At 56.7% G+C, this 24,555-nt stretch carries 23 protein-coding genes and 1 tRNA gene; 14 read left to right on the top strand and 10 right to left on the bottom strand.

Annotated features, from left to right (window positions below; genetic code table 11):
- Positions 1–35: 35 nt before the first annotated feature.
- From trpE to fabI, 5 genes are all read right to left on the bottom strand, one after another.
- Complete coding sequence (trpE, locus tag AC2FFB_RS02925; protein WP_281994570.1) at positions 36–1,547, bottom strand: anthranilate synthase component I; 1,512 nt, start codon at positions 1,545–1,547, stop codon at positions 36–38.
- 14 nt (positions 1,548–1,561) lie between these two features.
- A complete protein-coding gene (locus AC2FFB_RS02920; RefSeq protein ID WP_281994571.1) occupies positions 1,562–3,403 on the bottom strand; it encodes a peptidylprolyl isomerase in 1,842 nt (613 codons plus the stop codon).
- An 81-nt stretch (positions 3,404–3,484) separates the two neighbouring features.
- Positions 3,485–4,660 (bottom strand): aminotransferase, encoded by a 1,176-nt coding sequence (locus tag AC2FFB_RS02915; RefSeq protein WP_496693485.1) that lies wholly within the window; start codon positions 4,658–4,660, stop codon positions 3,485–3,487.
- Positions 4,661–4,696: 36 nt separating this feature from the next.
- A complete protein-coding gene (gpt, locus tag AC2FFB_RS02910; RefSeq protein WP_142633622.1) occupies positions 4,697–5,206 on the bottom strand; it encodes a xanthine phosphoribosyltransferase in 510 nt (169 codons plus the stop codon).
- Positions 5,207–5,209: 3 nt separating this feature from the next.
- Positions 5,210–6,016 carry an enoyl-ACP reductase FabI gene (gene fabI, locus AC2FFB_RS02905; RefSeq protein WP_142633624.1) on the bottom strand — a complete coding sequence of 269 codons (807 nt, stop codon included), beginning with the start codon at positions 6,014–6,016 and terminating at the stop codon, positions 5,210–5,212.
- A gap of 135 nt (positions 6,017–6,151) precedes the next feature.
- Between fabI and pdxH the strand changes: the two genes are divergently transcribed.
- The 4 genes from pdxH (at position 6,152) to AC2FFB_RS02885 (ending at position 8,000) form a co-directional block, all read left to right on the top strand.
- A complete protein-coding gene (gene pdxH, locus AC2FFB_RS02900) occupies positions 6,152–6,757 on the top strand; it encodes a pyridoxamine 5'-phosphate oxidase (protein ID WP_496688179.1) in 606 nt (201 codons plus the stop codon).
- 142 nt (positions 6,758–6,899) lie between these two features.
- Positions 6,900–7,406, top strand: a complete 507-nt coding sequence (locus tag AC2FFB_RS02895) for a cold-shock protein (protein WP_282021219.1) — start codon at positions 6,900–6,902, stop codon at positions 7,404–7,406.
- A gap of 6 nt (positions 7,407–7,412) precedes the next feature.
- Positions 7,413–7,880: a DUF192 domain-containing protein gene (locus AC2FFB_RS02890; RefSeq protein ID WP_142633632.1), complete on the top strand. Its 468-nt coding sequence runs from the start codon at positions 7,413–7,415 to the stop codon at positions 7,878–7,880.
- Positions 7,881–7,923: 43 nt separating this feature from the next.
- Positions 7,924–8,000 (top strand) — tRNA-Pro (locus AC2FFB_RS02885).
- Between the two features lie 12 nt (positions 8,001–8,012).
- Here the strand turns inward: AC2FFB_RS02885 and AC2FFB_RS02880 are convergent.
- Positions 8,013–8,447, bottom strand: coding sequence for a hypothetical protein (locus tag AC2FFB_RS02880; RefSeq protein ID WP_496675753.1), 435 nt, complete (start codon positions 8,445–8,447; stop codon positions 8,013–8,015).
- Positions 8,448–8,980: 533 nt separating this feature from the next.
- Between AC2FFB_RS02880 and AC2FFB_RS02875 the strand changes: the two genes are divergently transcribed.
- Positions 8,981–12,601 carry a vitamin B12-dependent ribonucleotide reductase gene (locus tag AC2FFB_RS02875; protein ID WP_496874475.1) on the top strand — a complete coding sequence of 1,207 codons (3,621 nt, stop codon included), beginning with the start codon at positions 8,981–8,983 and terminating at the stop codon, positions 12,599–12,601.
- 539 nt (positions 12,602–13,140) lie between these two features.
- A complete protein-coding gene (locus AC2FFB_RS02870; protein WP_281972051.1) occupies positions 13,141–13,386 on the top strand; it encodes an EF-hand domain-containing protein in 246 nt (81 codons plus the stop codon).
- Between the two features lie 53 nt (positions 13,387–13,439).
- On the opposite strand, the gene AC2FFB_RS02865 is transcribed toward AC2FFB_RS02870, so the two are convergent.
- Positions 13,440–14,984 (bottom strand): trimethylamine methyltransferase family protein, encoded by a 1,545-nt coding sequence (locus AC2FFB_RS02865; protein WP_496874474.1) that lies wholly within the window; start codon positions 14,982–14,984, stop codon positions 13,440–13,442.
- Positions 14,985–15,393: 409 nt separating this feature from the next.
- On the opposite strand from AC2FFB_RS02865, the gene AC2FFB_RS02860 reads away from it, so the two are divergent.
- From AC2FFB_RS02860 to AC2FFB_RS02845, 4 genes are all read left to right on the top strand, one after another.
- Positions 15,394–15,906 carry an outer membrane protein gene (locus AC2FFB_RS02860; RefSeq protein WP_142633643.1) on the top strand — a complete coding sequence of 171 codons (513 nt, stop codon included), beginning with the start codon at positions 15,394–15,396 and terminating at the stop codon, positions 15,904–15,906.
- 318 nt (positions 15,907–16,224) lie between these two features.
- Entirely contained in the window at positions 16,225–17,625 is a 1,401-nt protein-coding gene (gene cysS / locus AC2FFB_RS02855) for a cysteine--tRNA ligase (RefSeq protein WP_496874473.1), read from the top strand.
- Positions 17,622–19,256 (top strand): citramalate synthase, encoded by a 1,635-nt coding sequence (cimA, locus tag AC2FFB_RS02850; protein ID WP_496688170.1) that lies wholly within the window; start codon positions 17,622–17,624, stop codon positions 19,254–19,256. The genes cysS and cimA overlap by 4 nt, the downstream gene beginning before the upstream one ends.
- A 2-nt stretch (positions 19,257–19,258) precedes the next feature.
- Positions 19,259–20,035 (top strand): squalene/phytoene synthase family protein, encoded by a 777-nt coding sequence (locus AC2FFB_RS02845; RefSeq protein ID WP_496874483.1) that lies wholly within the window; start codon positions 19,259–19,261, stop codon positions 20,033–20,035.
- Between the two features lie 3 nt (positions 20,036–20,038).
- Here AC2FFB_RS02845 and AC2FFB_RS02840 read toward each other — a convergent pair whose 3' ends face one another.
- Complete coding sequence (locus tag AC2FFB_RS02840; RefSeq protein WP_282027388.1) at positions 20,039–21,265, bottom strand: MFS transporter; 1,227 nt, start codon at positions 21,263–21,265, stop codon at positions 20,039–20,041.
- A gap of 96 nt (positions 21,266–21,361) precedes the next feature.
- On the opposite strand from AC2FFB_RS02840, the gene AC2FFB_RS02835 reads away from it, so the two are divergent.
- From AC2FFB_RS02835 to AC2FFB_RS02820, 4 genes are read left to right on the top strand one after another with little or no spacing between them, the layout of a single operon-like run.
- Positions 21,362–21,994 (top strand): DNA-3-methyladenine glycosylase family protein, encoded by a 633-nt coding sequence (locus AC2FFB_RS02835; protein WP_282021224.1) that lies wholly within the window; start codon positions 21,362–21,364, stop codon positions 21,992–21,994.
- Positions 21,991–22,656, top strand: coding sequence for an alpha/beta hydrolase (locus AC2FFB_RS02830; RefSeq protein ID WP_142633653.1), 666 nt, complete (start codon positions 21,991–21,993; stop codon positions 22,654–22,656). The genes AC2FFB_RS02835 and AC2FFB_RS02830 overlap by 4 nt, the downstream gene beginning before the upstream one ends.
- 3 nt (positions 22,657–22,659) lie before the next feature.
- Entirely contained in the window at positions 22,660–23,163 is a 504-nt protein-coding gene (locus AC2FFB_RS02825; RefSeq protein WP_496693490.1) for a GNAT family N-acetyltransferase, read from the top strand.
- A complete protein-coding gene (locus AC2FFB_RS02820) occupies positions 23,157–23,459 on the top strand; it encodes a putative quinol monooxygenase (RefSeq protein ID WP_281994581.1) in 303 nt (100 codons plus the stop codon). Before AC2FFB_RS02825 ends, AC2FFB_RS02820 begins: the two co-directional genes overlap by 7 nt.
- Before the next feature lie 2 nt (positions 23,460–23,461).
- On the opposite strand, the gene AC2FFB_RS02815 is transcribed toward AC2FFB_RS02820, so the two are convergent.
- Both AC2FFB_RS02815 and AC2FFB_RS02810 read right to left on the bottom strand, forming a co-directional pair.
- Entirely contained in the window at positions 23,462–23,887 is a 426-nt protein-coding gene (locus AC2FFB_RS02815; protein WP_281994582.1) for a VOC family protein, read from the bottom strand.
- A gap of 31 nt (positions 23,888–23,918) precedes the next feature.
- Positions 23,919–24,524, bottom strand: a complete 606-nt coding sequence (locus AC2FFB_RS02810) for a pseudouridine synthase (RefSeq protein ID WP_142633661.1) — start codon at positions 24,522–24,524, stop codon at positions 23,919–23,921.
- Between the last annotated feature and the right edge of the window lie 31 nt (positions 24,525–24,555).

Here is a 24,555-nt window from a genome sequence, read left to right as displayed (position 1 = left end):
TCCCCGAAACAGGCAGCCCAGACGGGCTGCCTTTATCAATTCTTGCCGGACAGCGTAAATCGGGCCGCGTCAGCCGCAGCGCGTCTGATGGCGTTGGACTTGTGGACGGTTTCCATGAATTCAGCCTCTGGATCGCTATCATACACAACGCCACCACCGGCCTGAATATATAGCTTTTGATCCTGAACGATGGCCGTTCGCAGGGCGATACACATGTCCATGTCTCCGCCGGCGCTGAAATAGCCGACGCCGCCGCCGTAGACACCGCGTTTTTCCGGCTCAAGCTCATCAATGATTTCCATGGCTCGTACCTTGGGCGCGCCCGAGACCGTCCCCGCAGGCATTCCCGCAAAAAAGGCGTCCAGCGCATCTTTACCCTCGGCCAGCTCACCCACAACGTTTGAAACGATGTGCATAACATGGCTGTACCGTTCGATGATGAACTCTTCGGTCGGGCGCACCGTTCCGATTTTTGAAACCCGCCCGGTGTCATTGCGGCCTAGATCCAACAGCATCAGATGTTCGGCCAGTTCTTTCTTGTCGGCCAGCAACTCAATTTCGTAAGCTTTGTCCTCTTCCGGGGTCGCTCCACGTGGGCGCGTCCCGGCGATGGGTCGTATGGTGACTTCATTGCCAAACACGCGCACCAGGATTTCCGGGCTGGCGCCGATCACCTGAAACCCGCCAAAGTTAAAATAGAACATGAAGGGCGACGGGTTTGTTCGCCGCAGCGACCGGTACAACGCAAATGGAGGCAGCGGGAAATCCTGCGTCCAGCGCTGCGCTGGCACTACCTGAAAGATATCGCCAGCTCGAATGTATTCCTTGGCTTTCTCGACTGCTTCCAGATAGCCGGACTTGGTAAAATTCGAGACGGGTGGAGCGACTTCGTACGCATCGCCAAGGTCGCGTGTTTCAGCAGGCATCGCCCGCTCCAGATCGCGCACTGCGTCCATGACGCGCTCGGCGGCCTGGGCATACGCAGCCTTGGCTGACTGGCCATCGCTGACCCAGGCGGGGGAAACGACCGTGACTTCGCCCTTCACACCATCCAGTACCGCGACGACAGAAGGGCGCAGCATGACGGCATCCGGCAGGCCCAAAGGGTCGGGGTTGATGTTCGGCAGATACTCGACCAAGCGCACCATGTCGTAACCGAGATAGCCAAATAGTCCCGCCGCAGCTTGTGGAAGGTCGTCAGGCAGCTCGATCCGGCTTTCGGCCAGAAGCGTCCGAAGGTTGTCCATCGGATCGCCATCCTGAGCCGTGAAAGCGTCCGGGTCGAACCGGGCCGAGCGGTTCAGTTCCGAGGTTTCAGCGCGACAGCGCCAGATCAGGTCGGGTTTCATACCGATGATCGAATACCGTCCGCGGACCTCGCCACCAGTTACCGACTCGAGCATAAAGGCGTCTTTTTGCGCGCCGGTCAGTTTCAGCATCAAGGAGACAGGCGTATCAAGATCGGCTGCCAGACGGGTGTAAACGACCTGGTTCTCGCCGGCCTCATAAGCACGGGCGAAGCTGTCAAACTCGGGGGTCAGGGCCATATTCGGTCTCTTAATTAATAGCTCGCCTGAACGGCGTTCAGTGCTTGCTGATCCACCACAGGACGGGCGCGGGCCTGGGCGTCGCGAACATAGGCATCGAAAATGTTCTGTGCCAGAGCCTGATTCAGCTGAGCGGCCAGCGCTTGTTGAACCTGACGGCGTTCATCGGTCTCGGCAGGGGGCAACAATTCGTCAAGTCGAACGATCAACGCGACCCCGGCACCGGGAACGACACGATAGCTTCCTAGTTCCATGTCGAACACTTCCGGCATGAAACCTGCGGGTACATCTTCTAGAAATGCAGTTCGTGTCAGAGCGTTTTCCACGCGGTGAGGTAGGCCGGTCGTGGTGAAATCCCCGTTCTCCTGCAACTGCTCCAACACGGCATTCGCGTGGTCTTCCAACGCTTTGTCAGTTTGAACCTGTGTCCAGGCCGCCGCAACGCGATCACGCGCTGATTCCAGCGGTTCAGGCCGACGAGGCAGCGTTTCGTTCAGGCGCAGCGCAAAGATCGAACCGTCCTCCAGGAATGCAATCTCGGGAAAATCCCCGTCTTGCACGGCTTCGGCTGCACTGCGGAAACCGTCATATGCGGCCACGCCATCCTGACTGGCGCGAGTCCAGTCGATCTGTCCCAGCTCCATCCCGGTCTCGGCTGCTAACTCCTCGAGTGTTGCCCCGCCTGCAAGCAGGTCATTGATGTCTTCGGACTGAGCCTCGATCTGGCGGCGCGCACGGTCTGCGGCCAACTCTTCGCGCAGAGCTGGGGCGGCGTCTTCGAAGGGAGTGTTGTTCTCAGCCAGCGAGCCGTTGATACGGAAAAGGGCAGGGCCGAATACCGAGGGCAGAGGTCCAACAACAGTGTCCAGTTCAGCCGCGAAAATGGCCTCGGCCGCATCGCCTAGGTCGTCGCGGGTAACGTCGCCCAGATCCACGTCGCTCAGCTCAAGCTCACGGTCACGGACAAGTTGTTCGAAGGTTGTCCCGCCAACTTCAATCTGTGCCATGGCATCTTGCGCAGCGGCGTCATCAGAAAAAGAAAGGCGTTCAACAAGGCGGCGCTCGGGTTGCTGAAACTCGTCTGCGCGCTGTTCGAAAAGCCGGAGAACTGAATCTTCGTCCACCTCGACACTATCCAGCAGCATATTGGGCGACAGAATCGTATAGGTCAGCTTTTTGGTGCGGGGCAGGGAAAACTGGTCCTGGTTCTCGTCGTAATAGGCCTGAATTTGTTCATCGGTTGGGGTTGCAACCGGCTCTGCCAAAACTTCGGGTGAAACGGTTGCAACAGTAAAGCTGCGGCGGGCACCGACAAAGTCTGTCAGAACTTCAGTCAGGATCGAGGGCATTTCTACTCCGCTGACCACGGCATCCTGCACGATGGTCCGTGCGGATTCTTTCCTCAGATCGGTTTCAAACTCGGTGTCGGTCATGCCAACCTGTTCAAGCTGAAAGCGATATGCCTCACGGTCGAAAGAACCATCAGGCCCCTGAAACGCAGGGATCGAGACGATTTCTTCCTGCAAATTTTCATCGCCGATCGAAATACCCAGCAGACCAACTTCGTTATCCAAAGCAGCCAGCGCGGTGAGGCGCGACAGAGCCAGCTGGTCCAAGCCAAAATCGCGGGCCTGTGACATTTGCAGGGGCTGGCCGGTCTGGCTTTCGACCGCGCGGATTTCGCGCTGAAGTTCGCGGACGTAATCGTCAATCGAGATATCTTCGTTGCCCACCTGTGCTACAGTGCGCACAGTTCCAGTCAGGCTGGTCGCGCCAAATCCTGCAAGGCCCAGCATCAAAAGACCCATGAGGATCCAGACAAAGGTCTTTGATAGATTTTTCATGCCTGCGGCCATGGTGCCCTCTTGTTTTATTCGGCAAGTATTTGCCCTGTCGGTTGCGGCCCTGAATACGACGCGCACCGCCGAGGGGCAAGCTTAGAAGGAGAGAGCGTGCAGGCGGTCAAACAATTCCGTAATTCCGTTGCGATCAAGATTGGCAAATGCGATGCGGACTTGTCGTTTCCCGGCCGGGTCGTGATCGGGCATGAACATCGTGCCTGGCAGCAACAGAATGCTGGCATCCGTGACCAGCCGACGGGCTAAATCATCCGAAGAGATGTCAAACGGGTGTTCGAAATAGGCAAAATAGGCGCCCAACCCAAGCAACCGCCATCCTTTACTGGTCAGTTTGGGAAGTTGTCTTGTAATGACAGCGCGACGGTCGAGGATTTCCCTTCGTTCATCGGCCAGCCATTGCGACAGGTTTTGCATCCCCCAAAGCGCACCAAACTGACCGATTTGGTTTGGACAGATCGCGACGGTATCCAGAAATTTCTCAATCTCAGACAGCAGCGACGGACTGGTCGCAACAGCACCTACTCTGTGACCGGTCAGACGGTAGGCCTTTGAAAACGAATATAGATGAATCAGAGTGTCATCCCAGCCCGGCAGAGCGAACAGATCGTGGGGCGGGCCGCTGCGGCTGTCGAAATCGCGGTAGGTCTCATCAACCAAAAGCTTAATTCCAGTTTCGCGCGACAGTTCGAAAAACGCGCGCAGCAGTTCAGCCGGGTATTCGACACCGCCGGGATTGTTCGGGGTGACCAGAGCAATGGCGCGGGTCTTATCCGTTATCAAATCCCGCGCCGCGTTCACCTCTGGCAACAGTCCATCATCAGTTCTCAGATCAATGGCGTTAACACCTGTCATATCCAGCCACATTTTATGGTTGAAATACCATGGCGTGGGCAGAATGACCTCATCCCCTTGGTCTGTGATGGAGGAAATCGCTGCGGCGAAGGCCTGATTGCAGCCAGAAGTAATGGCAACCTGTTCCTGTACGACAGGTGCGCCATAATGATCCGAAATCTGGCTGGCCAGCTCAGACCTGAGGGCGCTGTTGCCCAGAACCGGGCCATAGAGATGAGCGGAATCCTCGATCGACGCATAAGCCGCCATCGCCTGACGCATCTCAAGTGGCGGCGGATCGACTGGGGCCGCCTGACTTACGTTTATCAAGGGCCGGTCTTCAGGGAAGGTCACGCCTTCGATCCACCGGCGCGCCTCCATGACTGGGGGCGGAAAGGTGGCGGCGGTGCGTGTCCGTGTCATCTCAGTGCCCCAGTCAGTTGCTGCGCTTGGGCCGGATCAATCCGTGCCCCGGTAGGGTTCGACATATTGCAAAGCCATATCCCACGGGAAGAAAATCCAAGTGTCCTGGCTGACTTCGGTGATGAAAGTGTCAACCATCGGGCGGCCTTTCGGCTTGGCATAAACAGTCGCGAAATGCGCCTTGGGATACATCGCCCGCACCAGTTCCAGAGTTTTGCCACTGTCGACCAGATCGTCGACAATCAGGATTCCGGTGCCGTCGCCCATGAGGTCAGCGTCGGGTGCTTTGAGCACTTCGGCTTCGCCTTGATCCTGGTGATGGTAGGAGCGCACGCTGATCGTGTCGACTGTGCGAATGTCCAGCTCGCGGCTGACAATCATCGCCGGTGCCATACCGCCACGGGTAATGGCAACGACGCCACGCCAGGCCCCATCATTCGGACCTTGCCCATCCAGCCGCCAAGCGAGCGCTCGGGAATCGCGGTGAATCTGATCCCAGCTGATGTGAAAGCCTTTTTCGTGGGGCAGGCGGTCCTTGGCACTCATGATTCAACCCTTCTCAACATCTGGAGCATCAACGGCTTTCATACCGACGATGTGGTATCCCGAATCCACATGCAGGTTCTCACCAGTGACACCGCCGCTTAGATCGGAAAGCAGATACAGCGCCGAGTTGCCCACATCGTCGATGGTCACATTGCGGCGCAGGGGTGAGTTATATTCGTTCCACTTCATGATATAGCGAAAGTCGCCGATGCCGCTGGCGGCCAGTGTCTTGATCGGCCCGGCCGAGATCGCATTCACACGAATGCCGTCCTTGCCTAAATCCTCGGCCAGATATTTGACCGATGCTTCCAGCGCGGCTTTGGCAACGCCCATGACATTATAATGCGGCATCACCTGTTCGGCGCCGTAATAGGTCAGGGTGATGGCGCTGCCGCCTTCGGTCATCATCTTTTCGGCACGCTGCATCACGGCGGTAAAGGAATAAACCGACACGTCCATCGTGAGGTTGAAATTCGCCCGCGACGTATCAACATAGCGCCCGCGTAGCTCATTCTTGTCTGAAAACCCGATTGCGTGGACAACAAAGTCCAGCTTTCCCCATTTCTCGGATAGCGCATCAAACAATCCGTCGATCGAGGCTTCATCGCTGACATCGCAGGGCAGGACGATTTCACTGCCCAGCTGTGCCGCCAGAGGGTCAACGCGCTTTTTCAAGGCATCCCCTTGATATGAGAATGCTAACTCGGCCCCGGCCTCGGACAAGGCGCGGGCGATTCCCCATGCGATTGATTTGTCATTGGCCAGTCCCATGATGAGGCCGCGCTTTCCGGCCATCAACTGATTTGACATGTTCGGTTCTCCGCCTGTCTTCGCGTTATGTTGCGTTGGTTTATGCCATTGGCTGGTCTGCTTCAAGGCCGTGCACTCTTGCCCGTGGCGGGAACTCGCCCTAGGGTATCCCTCAATAGTTTCCAGGGGATGGAAATGAGCGAACGTGATGGCATCTTCGCAGGAACCGACCCATTTGCAATAGCAGGGCGGTGGCTGGGCGAAGCTGTGAAGAGTGAACCCAACGATCCTAACGCGATTGCACTGGCAACCGTGGGCGAAGATGGTATGCCCAATGTACGAATGGTGCTGTTGAAAGAGATCGAAGCCGACGCCTTCGTTTTCTACACAAATTACGAAAGTGCCAAGGCAGGCGAGTTGGACAATGCTGGCAAGGCGGCCTTCGTGATGCATTGGAAATCTTTGCGGCGTCAAATCCGCGTTCGTGGTATAATCACGCGCGAGGATGGACCAAAGGCTGATGAATATTATGCCTCCAGGTCATTGAAAAGTCGGCTTGGTGCATGGGCGTCCAAGCAATCTCAGCCGCTTAGCAGCCGTTCCGCGCTGATGGCGGATGTGGCGAAAGTGACCGCAAGGCTTGGCCCTAACCCTCCGCGCCCTAAATTTTGGGGTGGTTACCGGCTTGTGCCGACGGAAATTGAATTCTGGGCAGACGGCGCATTTCGTCTGCATGACAGGTTCAGGTGGTGCCGGGATGACGCTGCTTCGGAATGGCAGATTCAGAGGTTGAATCCATGACGTTCACGTGTCGCGAATTGCAATGCGCAGATAACAAAGGGATTTTTCACCTTGAATTTGCGCGTCAATCCCATACACATCGGACCCTTAACAAAGTGAAAAAAAACGCAGTGGGACCACAGTGCCAGAAGATCTGAACAACATGTACCGCGTCCGAGGACACGTTAAATGGTTCGACCCTGCCAAAGGATACGGCTTTGTCGTCTCGGATGAAGGTGGGCCGGATATTCTGCTGCACGTAAACGTTTTGCGTAATTTCGGTCAAAGCTCGGTTGCAGACGGGGCGGGCATCGAAATTATGACGCATCGCACTGATCGCGGTGTGCAAGCTGTCGAAGTCATCAGCGTCGATCCGCCAGCGCGCGCCGATACGATGATGCTCGCGGATTTTGCTGAACTTGATCCAGTTGAGATTGCAGCGGCTCCTTTGGTGGCTGCGCGGGTTAAGTGGTTCGACAAGGGCAAAGGGTTTGGCTTCGCTAATGTATTCGGGCGTGGCGAAGATGTGTTCCTGCATATTGAGGTTCTACGCCGTTCGGGGCTTGCGGATCTGCAACCCGGTGAAGCATTGGCCATGCGGGTCATAGACGGACAGCGTGGTCGGATGGCGGCCCAGGTTATGGCCTGGGAAGCAGCCATGGATGACTGATCTGCCATGGCAGGGCTTTTCAAGGTTCTGACTGTCGTCTTGTTACTTTGGGCCGGTGGCGCAGAAGCCGCCTGTCGTACAGATCGTGTTAGCCTGAAAAATGATAAGTCCCAAATCGGCTTTGATATTGAACTCGCCGTGTCGCCACAGGAGCGATCGCGCGGACTCATGTTTCGAGAATCGCTTCCGGTACGTTCAGGGATGCTGTTTGTATTCGACCCGCCGCAACCTGTTGCGTTCTGGATGAAGAACACGCTGATTCCTCTGGACCTGATCTTCATAGATAAGACGGGTATGGTAACGAAAGTTCATCACAACGCGATTCCCGGTGATTTGACCCCCATCGGAGGGGGCGATTCGGTATTCGCGGTGTTGGAAATCAACGCTGGTCTCGCAGATCGTTATCTGATCACGCCTGGAACACAGATCCAGCACAAAGTTTTTTCACATGGTCCGGCGATTTGGCCCTGTTAGGGCTTTTCAAATCAGAACGGCACGGTTAGGAAGGCGCACGGTTCGGGGCGTGGCGCAGTCTGGTAGCGCACCTGTTTTGGGTACAGGGGGTCGTAGGTTCGAATCCTGCCGCCCCGACCACTTCTTCAAAAATTAAAATGGCGACCCACCCATCGTTCGATAGATGGCGCTAAGGGTTTTATCCAATTCTTTGCTTTCTACAGGGACTTTTGCAGCAGGCCCTGTTTCGCGCGGCACATTAAAAAACAGATCCGCTTCAACTAGATAGCCACCTGCGTTTTTTTCGGCGGTCAGCCGAGTCACACTTTTGGGTAGGTTCTGTGGATAGCCGTCATAGTTGAGAATCAGGTAGGCTGTGGTCTTCGGAGGCAGAAGTTCCTGACACTCGAACTGACGATTTCCGATTTTCCTAAATTCCTCACCCGGGCCGTTGCAAGATGTCTCGAACGTAGCAAACAACTTGTCGGGAAAGGCTGAGAACTGCGCGCTGCGCGATGTGGCGGGCGTTTCTTGTGGCGTGCAGGCCACGATCAGGGCAAACAGGGAAATTATTCGAAACGCGGTCATTGATCGGTCTGCCCTTTGTTGGATGTGCTTTTAAGCGCACCTCTGAGTAATGTCGAAATCGGCCGGATGCTGATTCTATTTCAACCTAGACATCTTAAGGCTGGTTTATCAAATCGCGATAAGTAAGCCGGAAAGAACGGTTAATCGTATTGCGGACTTGGCCAGGTGATGGCGAACCATGGCGGATAACTCTGTGGAGGAATCGGAAACTGTCCTTCACCAGTTTGTCTATGCGGATCGGTCAACATAAAAGATTCCAAAAATGGCGGAAAAAGGCCGTTGACGATCTATGTGTGAATACGCCAGATTGTATAGGCCGAAAGTGCTGCCACTAAATCTGGTAGAAAATCCAGAACGTGGCACAGGGCGAGGGCTGGAGAGCACATCATACTTACGTGCGTCCGTCGGAACGGGGTCACGCTGCTTCGGGCAGCGGCCGGTTTCCTGCGCCCAAGATTTTCGGTTAGGGCAGATGATCCGTTTATTGGGATCAAAAGCCAAGGGACAAGTTGATTGAATCTAGGGCGGCGGACATGAAGATTGACAGAAAATTTACCAAATCGGGACAGGATGCTTATGCAGAGCTTAAATTCGCTTCTGCGACGTCAGAAATCCGAAACCCGGATGGGACCATCGTTTTCCGCCTGGACGATATCGAGGTTCCTACCAGCTGGAGCCAGGTCGCAAGCGACGTCATCGCGCAGAAGTATTTCCGCAAAGCAGGCGTTCCGACCAAGCTGAAGAAGGTCAAGGAAAAGGATGTCCCAGAATTTCTGTGGCGTTCTGTTCCGGCTGAGGACGCTGAATTTGGGGGCGAAATCTCGTCCAAGCAGGTGTTTGACCGTCTTGCCGGCGCCTGGGCCTATTGGGGCTGGAAAGGTGGCTATTTCTCGACCGAGGATGACGCGAGCGCCTATTTCGACGAGATGCGTTATATGCTGGCGACTCAGCGCGCTGCGCCGAACAGCCCGCAATGGTTCAATACCGGCCTGCACTGGGCTTACGGAATCGATGGCCCAGCACAGGGGCACCACTATGTCGATTATAAGTCAGGCAAGCTGACCAAATCGAAATCCGCCTATGAGCATCCGCAGCCGCATGCGTGTTTCATCCAGTCCGTAGATGATGATCTGGTGAACGAGGGTGGCATTATGGACCTGTGGGTCCGCGAGGCGCGCCTGTTCAAATACGGAAGCGGAACCGGGACCAACTTTAGCCACCTGCGTGGCGAGGGTGAGGCACTGTCGGGTGGCGGTAAATCCTCGGGTTTGATGGGCTTTCTCAAGATCGGCGACCGCGCCGCTGGCGCGATTAAATCAGGCGGCACGACCCGTCGAGCAGCAAAGATGGTCATCGTCGATGCAGATCACCCAGACATCGAGAAATTCATCGAATGGAAGGTGATCGAAGAGCAGAAGGTGGCCTCGATCGTTGCCGGATCGAAGATGCACGAGAAGATGCTGAACGGCATTTTCGAGGCCATCCGCAGCTGGGACGGCGCGCAGGAAGACGCGTATGATCCCAAGACGAATGACAGCCTGAAAAAGGCGGTTCGCGAGGCGAAAAATGTTGCGATCCCAGAGACTTACATCAAACGCGTTCTGGATTACGCCAAGCAGGGCCACGATAGCATAGAATTCCCGACCTACGATACGGATTGGGATTCGGAAGCTTACAGCTCGGTTTCGGGCCAGAACTCGAACAACTCGATTCGCGTAACCAACGCCTTCCTGACCGCTGTCGAGAAGGACGCGGACTGGGAGCTGATCAACCGCACAAACGGGAAAGTCGCCAAGACCGTCAAGGCGCGCGACCTGTGGGAAAAGGTTGGCCACGCGGCCTGGGCCTGCGCCGATCCCGGCATCCAGTTTCACGACACAGTCAACGAGTGGCATACATGCCCCAAAGATGGGGAGATTCGCGGATCGAACCCATGTTCGGAATATATGTTCCTCGATGATACGGCCTGTAATCTTGCGTCGATGAACTTGCTGACTTTCCTCAAGGATGATGAGTTCCAGGCAGTGGACTATATGCATGCCTCGCGCTTGTGGACCCTAACGCTGGAAATCTCGGTGACCATGGCGCAGTTCCCGTCCAAGGAAATCGCGCAGCTGTCCTATGACTTCCGCACTTTGGGTTTGGGCTATGCCAATATCGGCGGTCTGCTGATGAACATGGGCTATAGCTATGACTCGGATGAAGGCCGCGCGATCTGTGGCGCGCTGACCGCGATCATGACCGGTGTAGCCTATGCAACCTCGGCCGAGATCGCCGGCGAATTGGGTCCGTTCAATGGCTATGAGCGCAACGCCGATAACATGCTTCGGGTCATCCGCAACCACCGACGCGCATCTCAGGGTGTGACTGAAGGGTATGAGAAACTGGCAGTGAAGCCTGTACCTCTGGACCATGGCAACTGCCCGGATAAACGTTTGGTTGATCTGGCGATGTCAGCTTGGGATGAAGCGCTGAGCCTGGGTGAGCAGAACGGTTATCGCAACGCGCAGGCCACTGTGATTGCGCCAACAGGAACCATCGGTCTGGTGATGGATTGCGACACCACTGGGATCGAGCCGGACTTTGCTTTGGTGAAGTTCAAGAAACTGGCCGGTGGCGGGTATTTCAAAATCATCAACCGCTCGGTGCCTGCAGCGCTGGAAAAGCAGGGGTATTCCTCGGCTCAGATTGAAGAGATCGTCAGCTACGCGGTTGGTCATGGCACCATCGGCAACGCTCCGGGGATCAACCACACCTCGCTGACGGGTCACGGCTTTGGCCCCAATGAACTGGCCAAAGTGGATGCCGCGCTCGAAAGCGCCTTCGACATCCGGTTCGTGTTCAACCAGTGGACTCTGGGCGAGGATTTCTGCACCGGTGTTCTCGGCATTCCTGCGACCAAGCTGAATGACCCGACCTTCGATCTGCTGCGCCATCTGGGCTTTACCAAAGCGGATATCGACGCGGCCAACGACCACGTTTGCGGAACCATGACGCTGGAAGGCGCGCCGCATCTGAAGGAAGAGCATTATTCGATCTTCGACTGTGCCAATCCGTGCGGCAAGAAAGGCAAGCGTTTCCTAGGTGTTGATAGCCACATCACGATGATGGCCGCCGCGCAGAGCTTTATTTCAGGCGCGATCAGCAAGACGATCAACATGCCGAATGACGCCACCATCGAAGACTGCCAGAAGGCCTATGAGCTTTCCTGGTCGCTGGGTGTGAAGGCCAACGCGCTGTATCGCGACGGCTCGAAACTGTCGCAGCCATTGGCAGCCGCGCTGGTCGAGGATGACGAAGAGGCAGCAGAAGTTCTGGAAACCGGGACGCCGCAGGAAAAAGCCGTCGTTCTGGCCGAGAAGGTGATCGAGAAGGTTGTGGTCAAGGAAATGATCCGCAGCCATCGTGAAAAACTGCCCCATCGCCGCAAGGGCTATACGCAAAAAGCGATTGTCGGCGGCCACAAGGTCTATCTGCGCACCGGTGAGTTCGAAGACGGCCAACTGGGTGAGATCTTCATCGACATGCACAAGGAAGGCGCGGGCTTCCGGGCGATGATGAACAACTTTGCCATCGCCGTGTCGGTTGGCCTGCAATATGGCGTGCCGCTGGAAGAGTTCGTGGATGCCTTCACCTTCACCAAGTTCGAACCGGCGGGAATGGTACAGGGCAACGACTCGATCAAGAATGCGACGTCGATCCTGGATTACATCTTCCGCGAACTGGCCGTGTCCTACCTTGATCGTACTGATCTGGCCCATGTGAAACCCGAAGGCGCAAGCTTTGACGATCTGGGTCGGGGTGAGGAAGAGGGTGTCTCGAACGTGTCCGAGATCAGCGAAAGCGCTGCATCCAAGTCTTTGGAAGTTCTGAAACAAATCAGCTCGACCGGGTATCTGCGCAAACGGATGCCGCAGGAACTGATGGTTCTGAACGGCGGACAGAACGTGGTGAACGGCATGGCCGAATCCGCAGCCACTTTTGAAGCTCCGGTGGTTGAATCCGCCGCCGCAACCGGAATGGATGCCCGCACCAAAGCCAAGATGCAGGGCTATGAGGGCGATCCTTGCGGTGAATGCGGAAACTACACGTTGGTGCGCAACGGCACCTGCATGAAATGCAACACCTGCGGCTCAACAAGCGGGTGTAGCTGAGTTAAGCGCCCCGGCAACCCGGGGCGCAGGGGTCGGAAGCTGCCACAGTTACCGGCCCCGACGAATACGGAGCAAGGCGCAGAGACTTACCTTCGATGCCTTGGTCCACTCGGCCGACATGCCCGTGTTGGCCGGGAACAGGGTGGGGCGGAATATTTGCTCTTTCCCACTCTTTCACGGAACGGGTGCGCTCGTTCCATGCGACGTCCAGGCCGCAGGCAAACAAAACACCGGGCGGTCAACGAATGGAGCCTGGATGGCGAAACTGACAGGGGGCTTCGGCCCCCTTTCTTTTTGTCCTAAAGTCGGTAACTCGGCAGAGCCTCGCCATATTGCCTGTTTCCCATCGGGCAAGAACCGCCGACCGTGTTTGGGGGAGTTTTACCCAGCGACAGACCGCGGATGCGACTCTGGCAAACACGCGGAGTTTGGCGCGAAATCAAAGCGATGGTACTCAGTGGCTGACAACTGGTGGTGATTGCGTGTTCTTGATGCTTGTCCGGACACAAAACACACAAACTCTATCAGGAGGCATCACAATGAAACTGAATACTCTGGTCACATTTTCCACACTTGCTTTTGCTCTGCCGACTTTGGCTGTCGCGCAGTCTGCGGCGGATACCAATGGGGACGGCGTTCTGACAATCGAAGAAGTTCAGGCCGTCGTGCCAGACGTTGATGCAAACGGATTTGCAGCAATGGATGCAAATGGCGACGGCGCGCTGGATCAGGATGAAATTGCAATCGCGCAGGAAGCCGGGTTGCTGCCATCTACAAACGGCTGATCAACAAATTATCAAGGCGGCCAGACGAAAATTCTGGCCGCCTTTCTAGGTGTTTATCTGGGTAGGTGAATGTTGAATTTACTGCGAATCTGTGCATCCAATGCCGGATCGAACTGTGCCGGAGAAGAGGTCGACAGGATTTCCAGTTTTCGCGCGGTCGCTTTTTCGATCAAGTCAGGTTTGCCAAGCTCGACCCATTCTTTCGGAGACGTTCGATCTCCATGTGCGGGATACACATAATCGGCCTGCATGCGCCCAAGTGTGGCATCGGTTCCCAAATAGTGACCGGGCCCACCAAGGCAAACCTCGGCCATCTGATCCAATGCCAGTGTTTCGTCAGATACTTCGATCCCGCGGACGCAGCGCATCGCCTGTCCGATAAGATCATCCCCTAAGATCAAGCTTTCAAAGCAAAAACCCAACAGAGACGAGTGCATCCCGGCGGATTCATAAACCATATTCAGGCCCGACAGGCCGGCCATGACGTTCGAGCACATCTGCTCCCATCCCGCTTGCATATCGGGCAATTTGGAATCCGACGCGCCTGCGGCGGCTCCGCCTGGCAGATCATAAAACTTGTGCATTTGGGCACAGCCTGCGCTGAGCAGAGCCTGTTCACCTGATCCTACGGACATGGCGCCTGTCCGAAGGTCCAACCCAAAGGGCCAGGTTCCAAAAATCGCCGGTGCACCTGGCTTTACGGCATTTACATAAACCAAACCGGCAAGACATTCTGCTGTCGCCTGGGCAATGGCGCCTGCGATTGTGGACGGAGCAGTTGCACCTGCCATTCCGGCCGAAAGAAGAAGAACAGGCATTCCTGCCTTGATGCATTCCTCCATCACCTGACAGCTTTCAGTGGCAAACTTCAAGGGCGGTACGACAAAGCAGTTCGAGTTCGAGATGAATGGCCGCTCGCGCCACTTGTCTTCACCGCCTGCGATCATGTGGATTAGTTCCATCGCTGGCGCGACATAACTAGGATCGGTGAACGATGTGCCGATATGCTTGTAAGTGCCAGAACTACAAGCATAAATCGTGTTCAGGTCCATCTCGAGATTGTCGGAAATATCGCGACAAACCATCGGGCGTTGGACAAAATGGATGTTATCCAGCTGTTGGCAAATCCGCGCGGCATCGTGCAGATCCTGCACAGTCGAATCGCGGTATTCGCGGCCGTTGACTTCAACCATACTGACAGCGGCACCGGCGGTCCCATAGTGAACCTTTGCCCCCGACAATTCCAGGTCAGTTTGACCATCCCGGCTGAACAATGTGACCGAGCGGTTGGCTTTGGCAATGGTGTCTTCAACCAGCGCGCGCGGAAACCGGATGCGTCCGTCGTCGCCAAGTGTGCAGCCCGCGCCAACCAGATAGTCGATCCCGCTTTGCGGAGCATCCGCCAGACCTATGGTTTCAAGCGCCTGCAGCGCGGCCTCGTGAATGCGTTCGACTTGTGGCTGAGTCAGTGGCTTGTAGCGTCCGCCCTCCATTCCCGGGCGGATAGGGCGCAGATGATCAGGCAGAGCAGATGCGCGGGCAGCACGACGCGCAGCACGTCCGCCACTGCGGGAAGAGTTACGGGGTTGGTCGTTCATGTTTAGGATCCAATAGTGAGAAACGTATTTTGAGAGGCCTTACAAAAAGCCTGAAGGACGCCCCCTGGCAGCACGTCCCCGATCCGCGCCGATTGTGCGGCTGATCAGGTGGATTTTCCAAAATTCGTTCTGCATTTGGTTCCTCATCCAGTGGCCGCAGTGTTCCAATTCAGAACGGCATTATCTGTTCTATTTGCGACCTTGATGCCGAAAAGCGAAGCAAATTCTCAAGTGATTGTTGCCTAAAGATATTTTTCCCCGAGGCGGTCGAAATCTGCTATAATTTCTCTGCTTACTTGAATTGGGCCACTAGGCTAAACACTTTTTTAACGAATGCGGCCCAGTTTGTAGCAAATTGATCTGAATACTCGAAAGCATTGCTGAAAGGTTTTTGGTGAATCGTAGGAAGGTGCATATCGCATTAATTGTTGCTCTGGCGACATCCGGCTTCTCACCGGCTTTGGCCGAGGATTGGAGCGGTGCCTATGCGGGATTCAGCTTTGGCTATGCTGATGCAGACGGGCCGAATGGTTCAAGCGGCAGCGACACCAGCTTTGGTCCTCATCTCGGGTATGACTTTGATTTCGGCAAGTTCGTGTTGGGTGGTGAGCTTGAGTATAACCGGCTGTCGCTGAATCTTGGTCAGGGCGAAGGTAGCCTGGATAGCATGACCCGGCTGAAATTGCGCGGCGGATACGATTTCGGCAATGCGTTGGGATATGTGGTTATCGGTGCGGCGCGCGTGGATTCCACGGTCGAAAACGATACCGCAGCGGTTTATGGCATTGGTGTCGCTTATCCGATTGGCAATAATTTCGTCATCAGCGGTGAGGCGCTGCGCCAGAATTTCAATGACGTTACCCGATCGAATGGGGGGCTGGATTCGAATGTGTTCAACCTGCGTACGACATTTCGGTTCTAGCAAGATTTCCAGATTGAATCTGATCTGAGCTGCCGAATTCACGACTATGAAGGTCTGGCGTTTGCGGAGCATGGCGTCGATTTCCTGTTCCAATTCAGGGCGTTCGCCAATCACTCCCCGGTCATGATAGAACGTAAGACTTGGCGCGGCGGGATAGCCGTGCTAGAGGATGATCCATGAACCGGATGACCTGCATCATTATCTGCTGCATTACCTGCTGATTTTTCAAGCGGGCCGGTTTCTTTCGTTTTCTTCCCTGAGACAAGTTGCTAAGCCCGCGCCAACGCGAGACGCTATGCCGTTCTTAGGAGCCGACAGATGAAGACGATCAAACTGCACAACACACGGACACGGACAAAAGAGGATTTCGTTCCGATCAGCGCCGACAATGTGCGGATGTATGTCTGTGGACCTACCGTCTATGACCGTGCCCATCTGGGTAACGCGCGGCCCGTGGTCGTGTTTGATGTGCTCTATCGTTTGCTGCGGCATGTTTATGGCGCAGATCATGTGACCTATGTGCGCAATTTCACCGATGTGGATGACAAGATCAACGCGACCGCGTTGTCTCGACAGAAGGCCGGGGCCAAAGGGTCGCTGGAGGATTTGGTGCAGGAACGATCGGATGAGACCATTGGCTGGTATCTGCACGACATGGGCGCGCTGGGGGCGTTGGAGCCGACCGAGATGCCGCGCGCGACGCAATATATTACTCAGATGGTCGCGATGATCGAGGATCTGATTGCCAAGGGTCACGCCTATGCGGCCGAAGGGCATGTTCTGTTCGCGGTGGACAGTTGGAAAGAGCAGTACGGAGCCCTGTCCGGTCGGTCCGTGGATGACATGATCGCGGGTGCTCGGGTCGAAGTTGCGCCGTATAAGAAGAACCCGATGGATTTCGTTCTGTGGAAACCGTCTACCGACGAGTTGCCCGGGTGGGAGTCTCCTTGGGGTCGAGGGCGTCCGGGTTGGCATATCGAATGCTCGGCCATGAGCTATGAGCTGTTGGGTGAGAGCTTTGACATTCACGGCGGTGGCAACGATCTGATGTTCCCGCACCATGAAAACGAGATCGCCCAGAGCAAATGCGCCCATCCGCATGGCGAGTTTGCGCGCGTTTGGCTGCACAATGAGATGCTGCAGGTCGAAGGCAAGAAAATGTCCAAATCGCTGGGCAACTTCTTCACCGTGCACGATCTTCTGGAGCAGGGCGTGCCCGGTGAGGTGATCCGCTTTGTCTTTTTGCAGACGCATTATCGCAAACCGATGGACTGGACAGAGAAAAAGGCACGTGAAGCGGAAGCAACGCTGCGCAAGTGGCGGGCGCTGACATCAGGCATCGAGCCCGCCGCCAGCGCGGCGCTCGCGGTCATCGCTGCGCTGAGCGATGATCTGAACACAGCGGGCGCCATCACCGAGCTATACCGGCTGGCGTCCGAAGGTGACCATGCAAGCCTGTTAGCTGGCGCCCAGGTTATGGGTCTGTTGATGCCCGAAATGGGTGCATGGGCCGATCTGGCCTCAGTGGATTTGGGGTCGTATGCGGATAAACTGGCAGAAGCGCGGGCCGGGGCGATGCAGAGCAAGGATTTCTCAGAGGTGGATCGCCTGAAAGCAGTATATGTGGCAGCTGGCCTTGAAGTGCGGATGAGCAAAGAAGGTGTAGAGTTGGTTCCTGGTACCGGCTTTGACCTTACCAAGTTGGAGGGAGTGTTATGACAAAAACTCGCCTCTACCTCTACGACACCACCTTGCGCGATGGGCAGCAGACGCAGGGCGTGCAGTTCTCGACCGCTGAGAAGGTGCAGATCGCGCAGGCGCTGGACGAGTTGGGTGTGGATTACATCGAAGGTGGTTGGCCCGGTGCGAACCCGACTGACAGTGCGTTTTTTGATGCCGCGCCGAAAACTGCGGCGCGGTTGACCGCTTTTGGGATGACCAAACGCGCGGGTCGGTCGGCTGAGAATGACGATGTTCTTGCGGCGGTGATGAACGCTGGCACGAAGGCAGTGTGTCTTGTGGGCAAGTCGCATGATTACCACGTGACCCAGGCGCTGGGGATCACTCTGGAGGAGAATGTCGAGAACGTGCGCGCCTCGGTTGCGCATATCGTGGCGCAGGGGCGTGAGGCGCTTTTTGACGCCGAGCATTTCTTTGATGGCTACAGGGACAATCCCGGATATGCGGTCCAGGTTTGCAAGGCCGCTTTAGAGGCCGGAGCTCGCTGGGTTGTTCTGTGTGACACCAATGGGGGCGCATTGCCCGGTGAAGTGTCGCGGGTTGTGGCCGAGGTGATTGCCGCAGGCCTGCCCGGGGATCGTTTGGGCATTCATACGCATAATGATACGGAAAATGCGGTTGCATGCTCTCTGGCTGCTGTGGATGCGGGCGTGCGTCAGGTTCAGGGAACGCTGAACGGGTTGGGCGAGCGTTGCGGGAATGCAAATCTGACCGCCTTGATCCCGACCTTGTTGCTGAAAGAGCCTTATGTGTCGCAGTTTGATATCGGGGTCAGCGTCGGGGCCTTGGCGGGTCTGACTCGGGTCAGCCGTATGTTGGACGAAATCCTGAACCGGGTGCCCAGCAAGCAGGCGGCCTATGTGGGTGCGTCGGCTTTTGCACATAAGGCGGGGCTGCATGCCAGCGCGATCCTGAAGGATCCGTCGACATACGAACATGTCGATCCGGCGACTGTCGGCAATGCACGGATCATCCCGATGTCGAACCAGGCGGGGCAGTCGAATCTGCGTAAACGCCTGACTGAGGCCGGCCTGAGCGTGGAAAGTGGTGATCCGGCGCTGGGGCGCATTCTTGACCGGATCAAGCAACGCGAGGCCGAAGGCTATTCTTATGACACCGCCCAGGCCAGTTTTGAGCTGTTGGCGCGCGATGAGCTGGGCCAGTTGCCCGCGTTTTTCGAGGTCAAACGCTATAAGGTCACGGTCGAGCGGCGTAAGAACAAATACGACAAGATGGTCAGCCTGTCCGAGGCCGTTGTCGTGGTAAAAGTCGACGGGGAAAAGAAGCTGTCGGTCAGTGAATCTCTGGACGAAGATGGCAGCGACCGGGGTCCGGTGAACGCTTTGGCCAAGGCTCTGGCCAAGGATCTGGGGCAATATTCGCGGATATTGGACGACATGCATCTGGTCGATTTCAAGGTGCGGATCACCCAAGGCGGAACCGAGGCCGTGACGCGGGTCATCATCGACAGCGAAGACGGGCAGGGGCGGCGCTGGTCAACTGTCGGGGTCAGCGCGAACATAGTGGATGCGTCGTTTGAGGCCCTATTGGATGCGATCCAGTGGAAGCTTGTACGGGATTGCCGTCCTCGGGCGGTGGTGGCCGAGTGACGGTGCAGTTCAATGACGATCTGAAGGCCTGTGCTGCATTGGTGCATCGCGCCGATCCGGACCGGTTCATGGCGGCGATGGCCGCGCCGGTTGCCGCACGTTCGGTTCTGTTTCCGATCTATGCCCTGAATGTCGAGGTCGCCCGAGCGCCCTGGGTCACGCAAGAGGCGATGATTGCCGAAATGCGCCTGCAATGGTGGCGCGATGCATTGCAGGAAATTGCTGAAGGTCCGACTGTGCGTCGACATGAGGTCGTGACGCCGTTATCGCAGGTTCTTTCCCCACATCTGGCGGTGATGCTGGATGAATACGTGGCCGTAAGGCGCTGGGATATTTATCGCGATCCTTTCGAGGACGAGGCCCATTTCGAGGCCTACCTCAATCACAGCTCAGCCAGTTTGATGGTCGCGTCGGCGCAATCTTTGGGTGAGGCCGACGAGCCTGTGTTGCGAGATTTCGGCTATGCCGTTGGCGTGGCGAACTGGTTGCGCGCAATCCCGGATCTTGAAGCGCGCAGGCGTATTCCTTTGTTGGATGGAACACCCGATGCAGTGCGCGCTCTGGCGCAAAAGGCTCTGAACCGGTTACGGCGCGCACAGGGACAGCGTCTGGCGATTTCACCAGAGGCGCGCCCGGCGCTTTTGGCGGGTTGGCAATCTGAATGGGTGTTGCGCAAGGCGATTGCTCAGCCAGATCGCGTGGCCGCAGGGAATTTGATGCAGGGTGAGGTTCGGCGCCGGGTTTCCCTGTTGTGGAAGGTGGTCCGGGGTCGCTGGTAGACCTCAGACCGTTTCGGGCTCGGACGGGCGCAGAACCAACCAAAGCAATGCGCCCCCGGCCAGAGTCAACAATGGAACCATGGCAAGGTTTACCGCGGTCCAGCCTTCAACCGGTGAGCCGCCAGAGCAGTTCATCAATCCACCCGAAGCAAGCGAAGCCAGTGTTACGCCACCGAATACCAGCAGGTCGTTCAGACCCTGCATGCGGCCACGCTCGTTGATGTCATGCGATGCCGCCAACATGGTGGTCGCGCCAATAAAGCCAAAATTCCATCCGACGCCCAGCAAGATCAGAGCGATGAAGAAGTTCTCAAGCTCAACCCCTTGCAAGGCGACAACGCCAGCACCGGCAAGGATTGCCAGACCAAGAGCTACGATCTTTTCGACGCCAAAACGGGCAATCAACTGGCCGGTGAAGAAACTGGGGATGTACATGGCGAGAACGTGAAAAGAGACCACATCTGCCGCGTCATTGGCTGTGTAGCCACAACCAACCACTGCCAGCGGAGTGGATGTCATGACCAGATTCATCAACGCATAAGAAACCATTGCGCAGATGATGGCCACGGCGATGCGCGGCGTCTTTAGCATCTCAAGCCGGGTGCGTCCGGTCGGGGCCCCCTCAGCGGCTTTTGCAGGCGTGGGGATGTCCAGAAAGAAAAACAAGACCGAACCCAGAATGTTGAGCACAATCACCGCCAGATAGGTGCCCAGGAATGGGATCACATAGGCGGTTGAGGTCAGCTTAACGATTTGGGGGCCAATGAGCGCGGCGGCCAGACCGCCGGCCATGACGTATGAGATTGCCTTAGGGCGAAAGGCGTCCGAGGCTGTGTCCGCGGCGGCAAAGCGATAGAATCCGTGCGCGCTCATATAGATGCCGGTCAGCAGACTGCCCGCCAGGAAGACCGGGAACGAGGCCAGATACAAACCGTAGGCCCCAACCAGCCCCCCGCAGGCACCTGCCGTTGCCCCAACCAGAAACCCTGCGCGCCGTCCCCAGCGTTGCATTATGGCCGAAATCGGTGTTGCCGCCAGCATTGACCCCAGCACGATCAGCGAGATGGGCAGGGTTGCTAGACAGGCATTGGTGGCCAGCGACTGCCCGGCCAGACCGCCAACAATAAAGATCATCGGCATCTGCGATCCCAGAATGGCCTGAGCTGCGACCAGAACAGCGACATTACGCTTGGCCTGACTGTTATCCGGGATCGTGGGTGTCATTGTCATGCGCCAATGCGTAGCGATGAAAGCAGGGTCATACAAGACGGTTGCATCTGCGACAAAGCACCCTAACGTGCTGCTGACCAATTTGCCGGAGCGCGCATGTCCGTCGGACGTATCATTGAAACCCCCGATTGCGTGGCCGAGGGGGCCAAGTGGCTGGCCGAGACCTGTCCGCGCATGGCCTATGCGATGGACCAGACCGGGCCTTTGCCGCTGCGCCGTAAGCCTGACGGGTTTGCCCAGCTGCTAAGTGCGATTGTCAGCCAACAGGTCAGTGTGGCCTCGGCGAACGCCATCTGGAAACGACTGCAAGATGCAAAACTGACGGGCCCACGCAAAATCATGTGGGCCACCGATGAGGATTTGCGTGCGGTGGGCCTTAGCCGCCAAAAGGTCAGATATGCCCGAGCGCTTGCGGAGGCTCGTATTGATTACAAGGCGTTACGCGACGCACCTGATGAGGATGTTGTGGCGATCCTGACCGAAATTTCAGGCATAGGCGTCTGGACTGCCGAGATTTACGCGATGTTTTCTCTGGGCCGTGCCGATGTGATTGCACCGGGCGACCTTGCGCTGCAAGAGGCCGCGCGCATCCTCTATGATTTACCCAAGCGCCCTACGGATAAAGAACTGCGCCGGATGGCCGAAGCGTGGTCACCCTGGCGGTCGGTTGCAGCGCGGGTGTTGTGGGCCTATTACCGGGTCGCAAAAGAACGAGAAGGGATCAGATGACACGGGTTTTGAATGCGCTCCGAAAAGAGCCGGTTTCGGGCGATACGCGCTCGGTCGTGGTGTTCGTGCATGGCTATGGCGCCAACGGGGCCGACTTGCTGGGGCTGGCCGATGTGTTGGGCGAGCACTTGCCGGACACGCTGTTCGTTGCCCCTGACGCGCCCGAGCAGATCCCGGGTATGCCCAATGGCTTTCAGTGGTTCCCGATCCCGTGGATTGATGGCTCTTCCGAAGAAGAATCGCGCCGCGGGATGGAAATGGCGGCGGATGACTTCGACGCTTTCCTCGATGCGTTGATGGTGGACGAAGACGTTCTGCCCGAGCAGGTGGTTCTGTTCGGATTTTCGCAAGGCACGATGATGAGCCTGCATGTCGCCCCGCGCCGCGAGGACCCAGTGGCCGGGATAGTAGCCATTTCAGGACGCCTTCTGGAACCCGATCTGCTGCCGGATGAAACAGTCAGCCGCATGCCGGTCCTACTGGTACATGGCGACGCCGATGACGTCGTGCCGCCACAATCATTACCCGAAGCCGCCGAGGCCCTGCAAGCGGCTGAGTTCAAAGAGGTCTATGCCCATGTCATGAAGGGCACCGGCCACGGTATTGCCCCGGATGGTCTTAGCGTCGCACTGGCTTTCATGCGTGACAAGCTGAGCCTTTAAGCAATGATTGCGGTCCGCCCCATGATGCCCGAGGATGTCGCAGCAGCTTGCGATTTGCTCAACCAGATCATCGCCATTGGTGGTACGACTGCGAATGAAACCCCTTTCTCCGAGGCGCAGTTTGCGCAGAGTTATCTATTGGGTCTCGATAAGATTTGCAGCCATGTAGCGATGGACGCGCAAGGTGAGGTTGCCGGGTTTCAATGGCTTGGGGTGAATGACGCACTGCCCGACGATTGTGCTGACATTGCAACCTTCACCCGCCGCGAACCGGTTTTGAAGGGGGCAGGGCGTGCCTTGTTTGAAGAAACCGCCAAATTTGCCGTAGGGGTTGGGCTCGGTTCCATCAGCGCGACAATAAGGGCTGATAACCGGTTGGGCCTGAACTATTACGAGAAGATGGGATTCCAAGATTACTCGGTTGATTTTGGTGTGCCCCTTCGTGACGGCACGCCGGTCGACAGGATTACCAAACGGATTGATCTGAGATTGGAGATACCATGCTGATCGTAACCGGAACTATCGAAATTACGCCGGAAGGTGTCGAAGCTGCCAGAAAAGCTGCGCAGGAAATGGTTGCCGAGACGGTGAAGGAAGCAGGCTGCACGGTCTATGAATTCAGCCAGATTCTGGGTCATGCCAATCGGTTTCGGATCTACGAAGAATGGGAAAGTCAGGCCGCGCTCGAGGAGCATTTTGCCACACCGCACATGGCAACATTTCAGGCGGTGCTGGGCAAGGTCGGAGTGACTGAAAGTCTAATCTATCGGATCACGGGAGGTGACAAGAAACCGCTGCGGTGATCCTAGTCCCATAAGGAAGGCTCGGCGAATTCGATGGAATTCCCGGACGGGTCGCGAACGTATAGAGACAGTATTCCGTTCGGCCATTCAAATTCAGCGTCTACGGGCACGTTCCAGTCTATAAGATGTTTTCGCATCACCGCGATTTGCGCGCGCGCCATGCCAAAGCAGGCATGACCCGGACCTTGGGCGCCATGGGCGGGAACAGGCAGGCGCGGGTTGCCCGGAGGTTTTTCGGTCTCTGCCGCATTGAATAGCAGCAACACTGAACCACCCACCTTGTAGAACACATGCCGGTTGGCGACACGCTGGATTTGCTCAAGCGCCAGAACGTCCCCATAGAAATGCTCTGCAGCATCCAGGTCGTCGACATAAAGTGACGCTTCTAAAAGGCCGGTTGGCTGCGGAATGTCAGGTGATACCTTCATTCCTCTATCCTATCACAATTAGGCGTATCGGTCACCGACGTGGGCGCCGGTCCCGTTTGCGCGAAGAAGATGGCGCGAGGGCAGGCATAGATAGGCTATCCCATTGCCCCGGCTCAAGCCCGTCCAATGTCCAGTCGCCAATCCGGGCGCGGATCAGTCGAAGGGTCGGGTGCCCAACGGCCGCCGTCATCCGGCGCACTTGCCTGTTTCGACCTTCTCGAAGGACCAGTTCGACCCAACAATCCGACACCGTCTGCCGCACTCTGATCGGCGGGTCGCGCGGCCATAATGCCTCGGGCTGATCCATCAATCGCGCCTTGGCAGGGCGGGTCAAGCCCTCCTTCAGCTCAACACCATCGCGCAGGGCTTTTAGGGCGGAGGCGTCTGGCTCTCCTTCGACCTGCACCCAATAGGTCTTAGCCATTTTATGCTTGGGATCGGCTATCTGCGCCTGAAGGCGACCATTGTCGGTCAACAGCATCAAACCTTCGCTATCGCGGTCCAATCGCCCGGCCGGATACACATCCGGCAGATCAATGAAATCCGACAGCGTCCTGCGCGGAGACTCCGCATTCGCGCGATCCGTGAACTGTGGCAATACATCGAATGGTTTATTGAAGCGGATGAACCAGGACATTACCCGCCATAGCCCGGCGATCGAATTGGTG

This window comes from Ruegeria sp. YTSA219, assembly GCF_059609985.1.
Note: the sequence above shows the minus strand (reverse complement) of the source record. Positions and strands in the feature narration are given on the sequence as shown.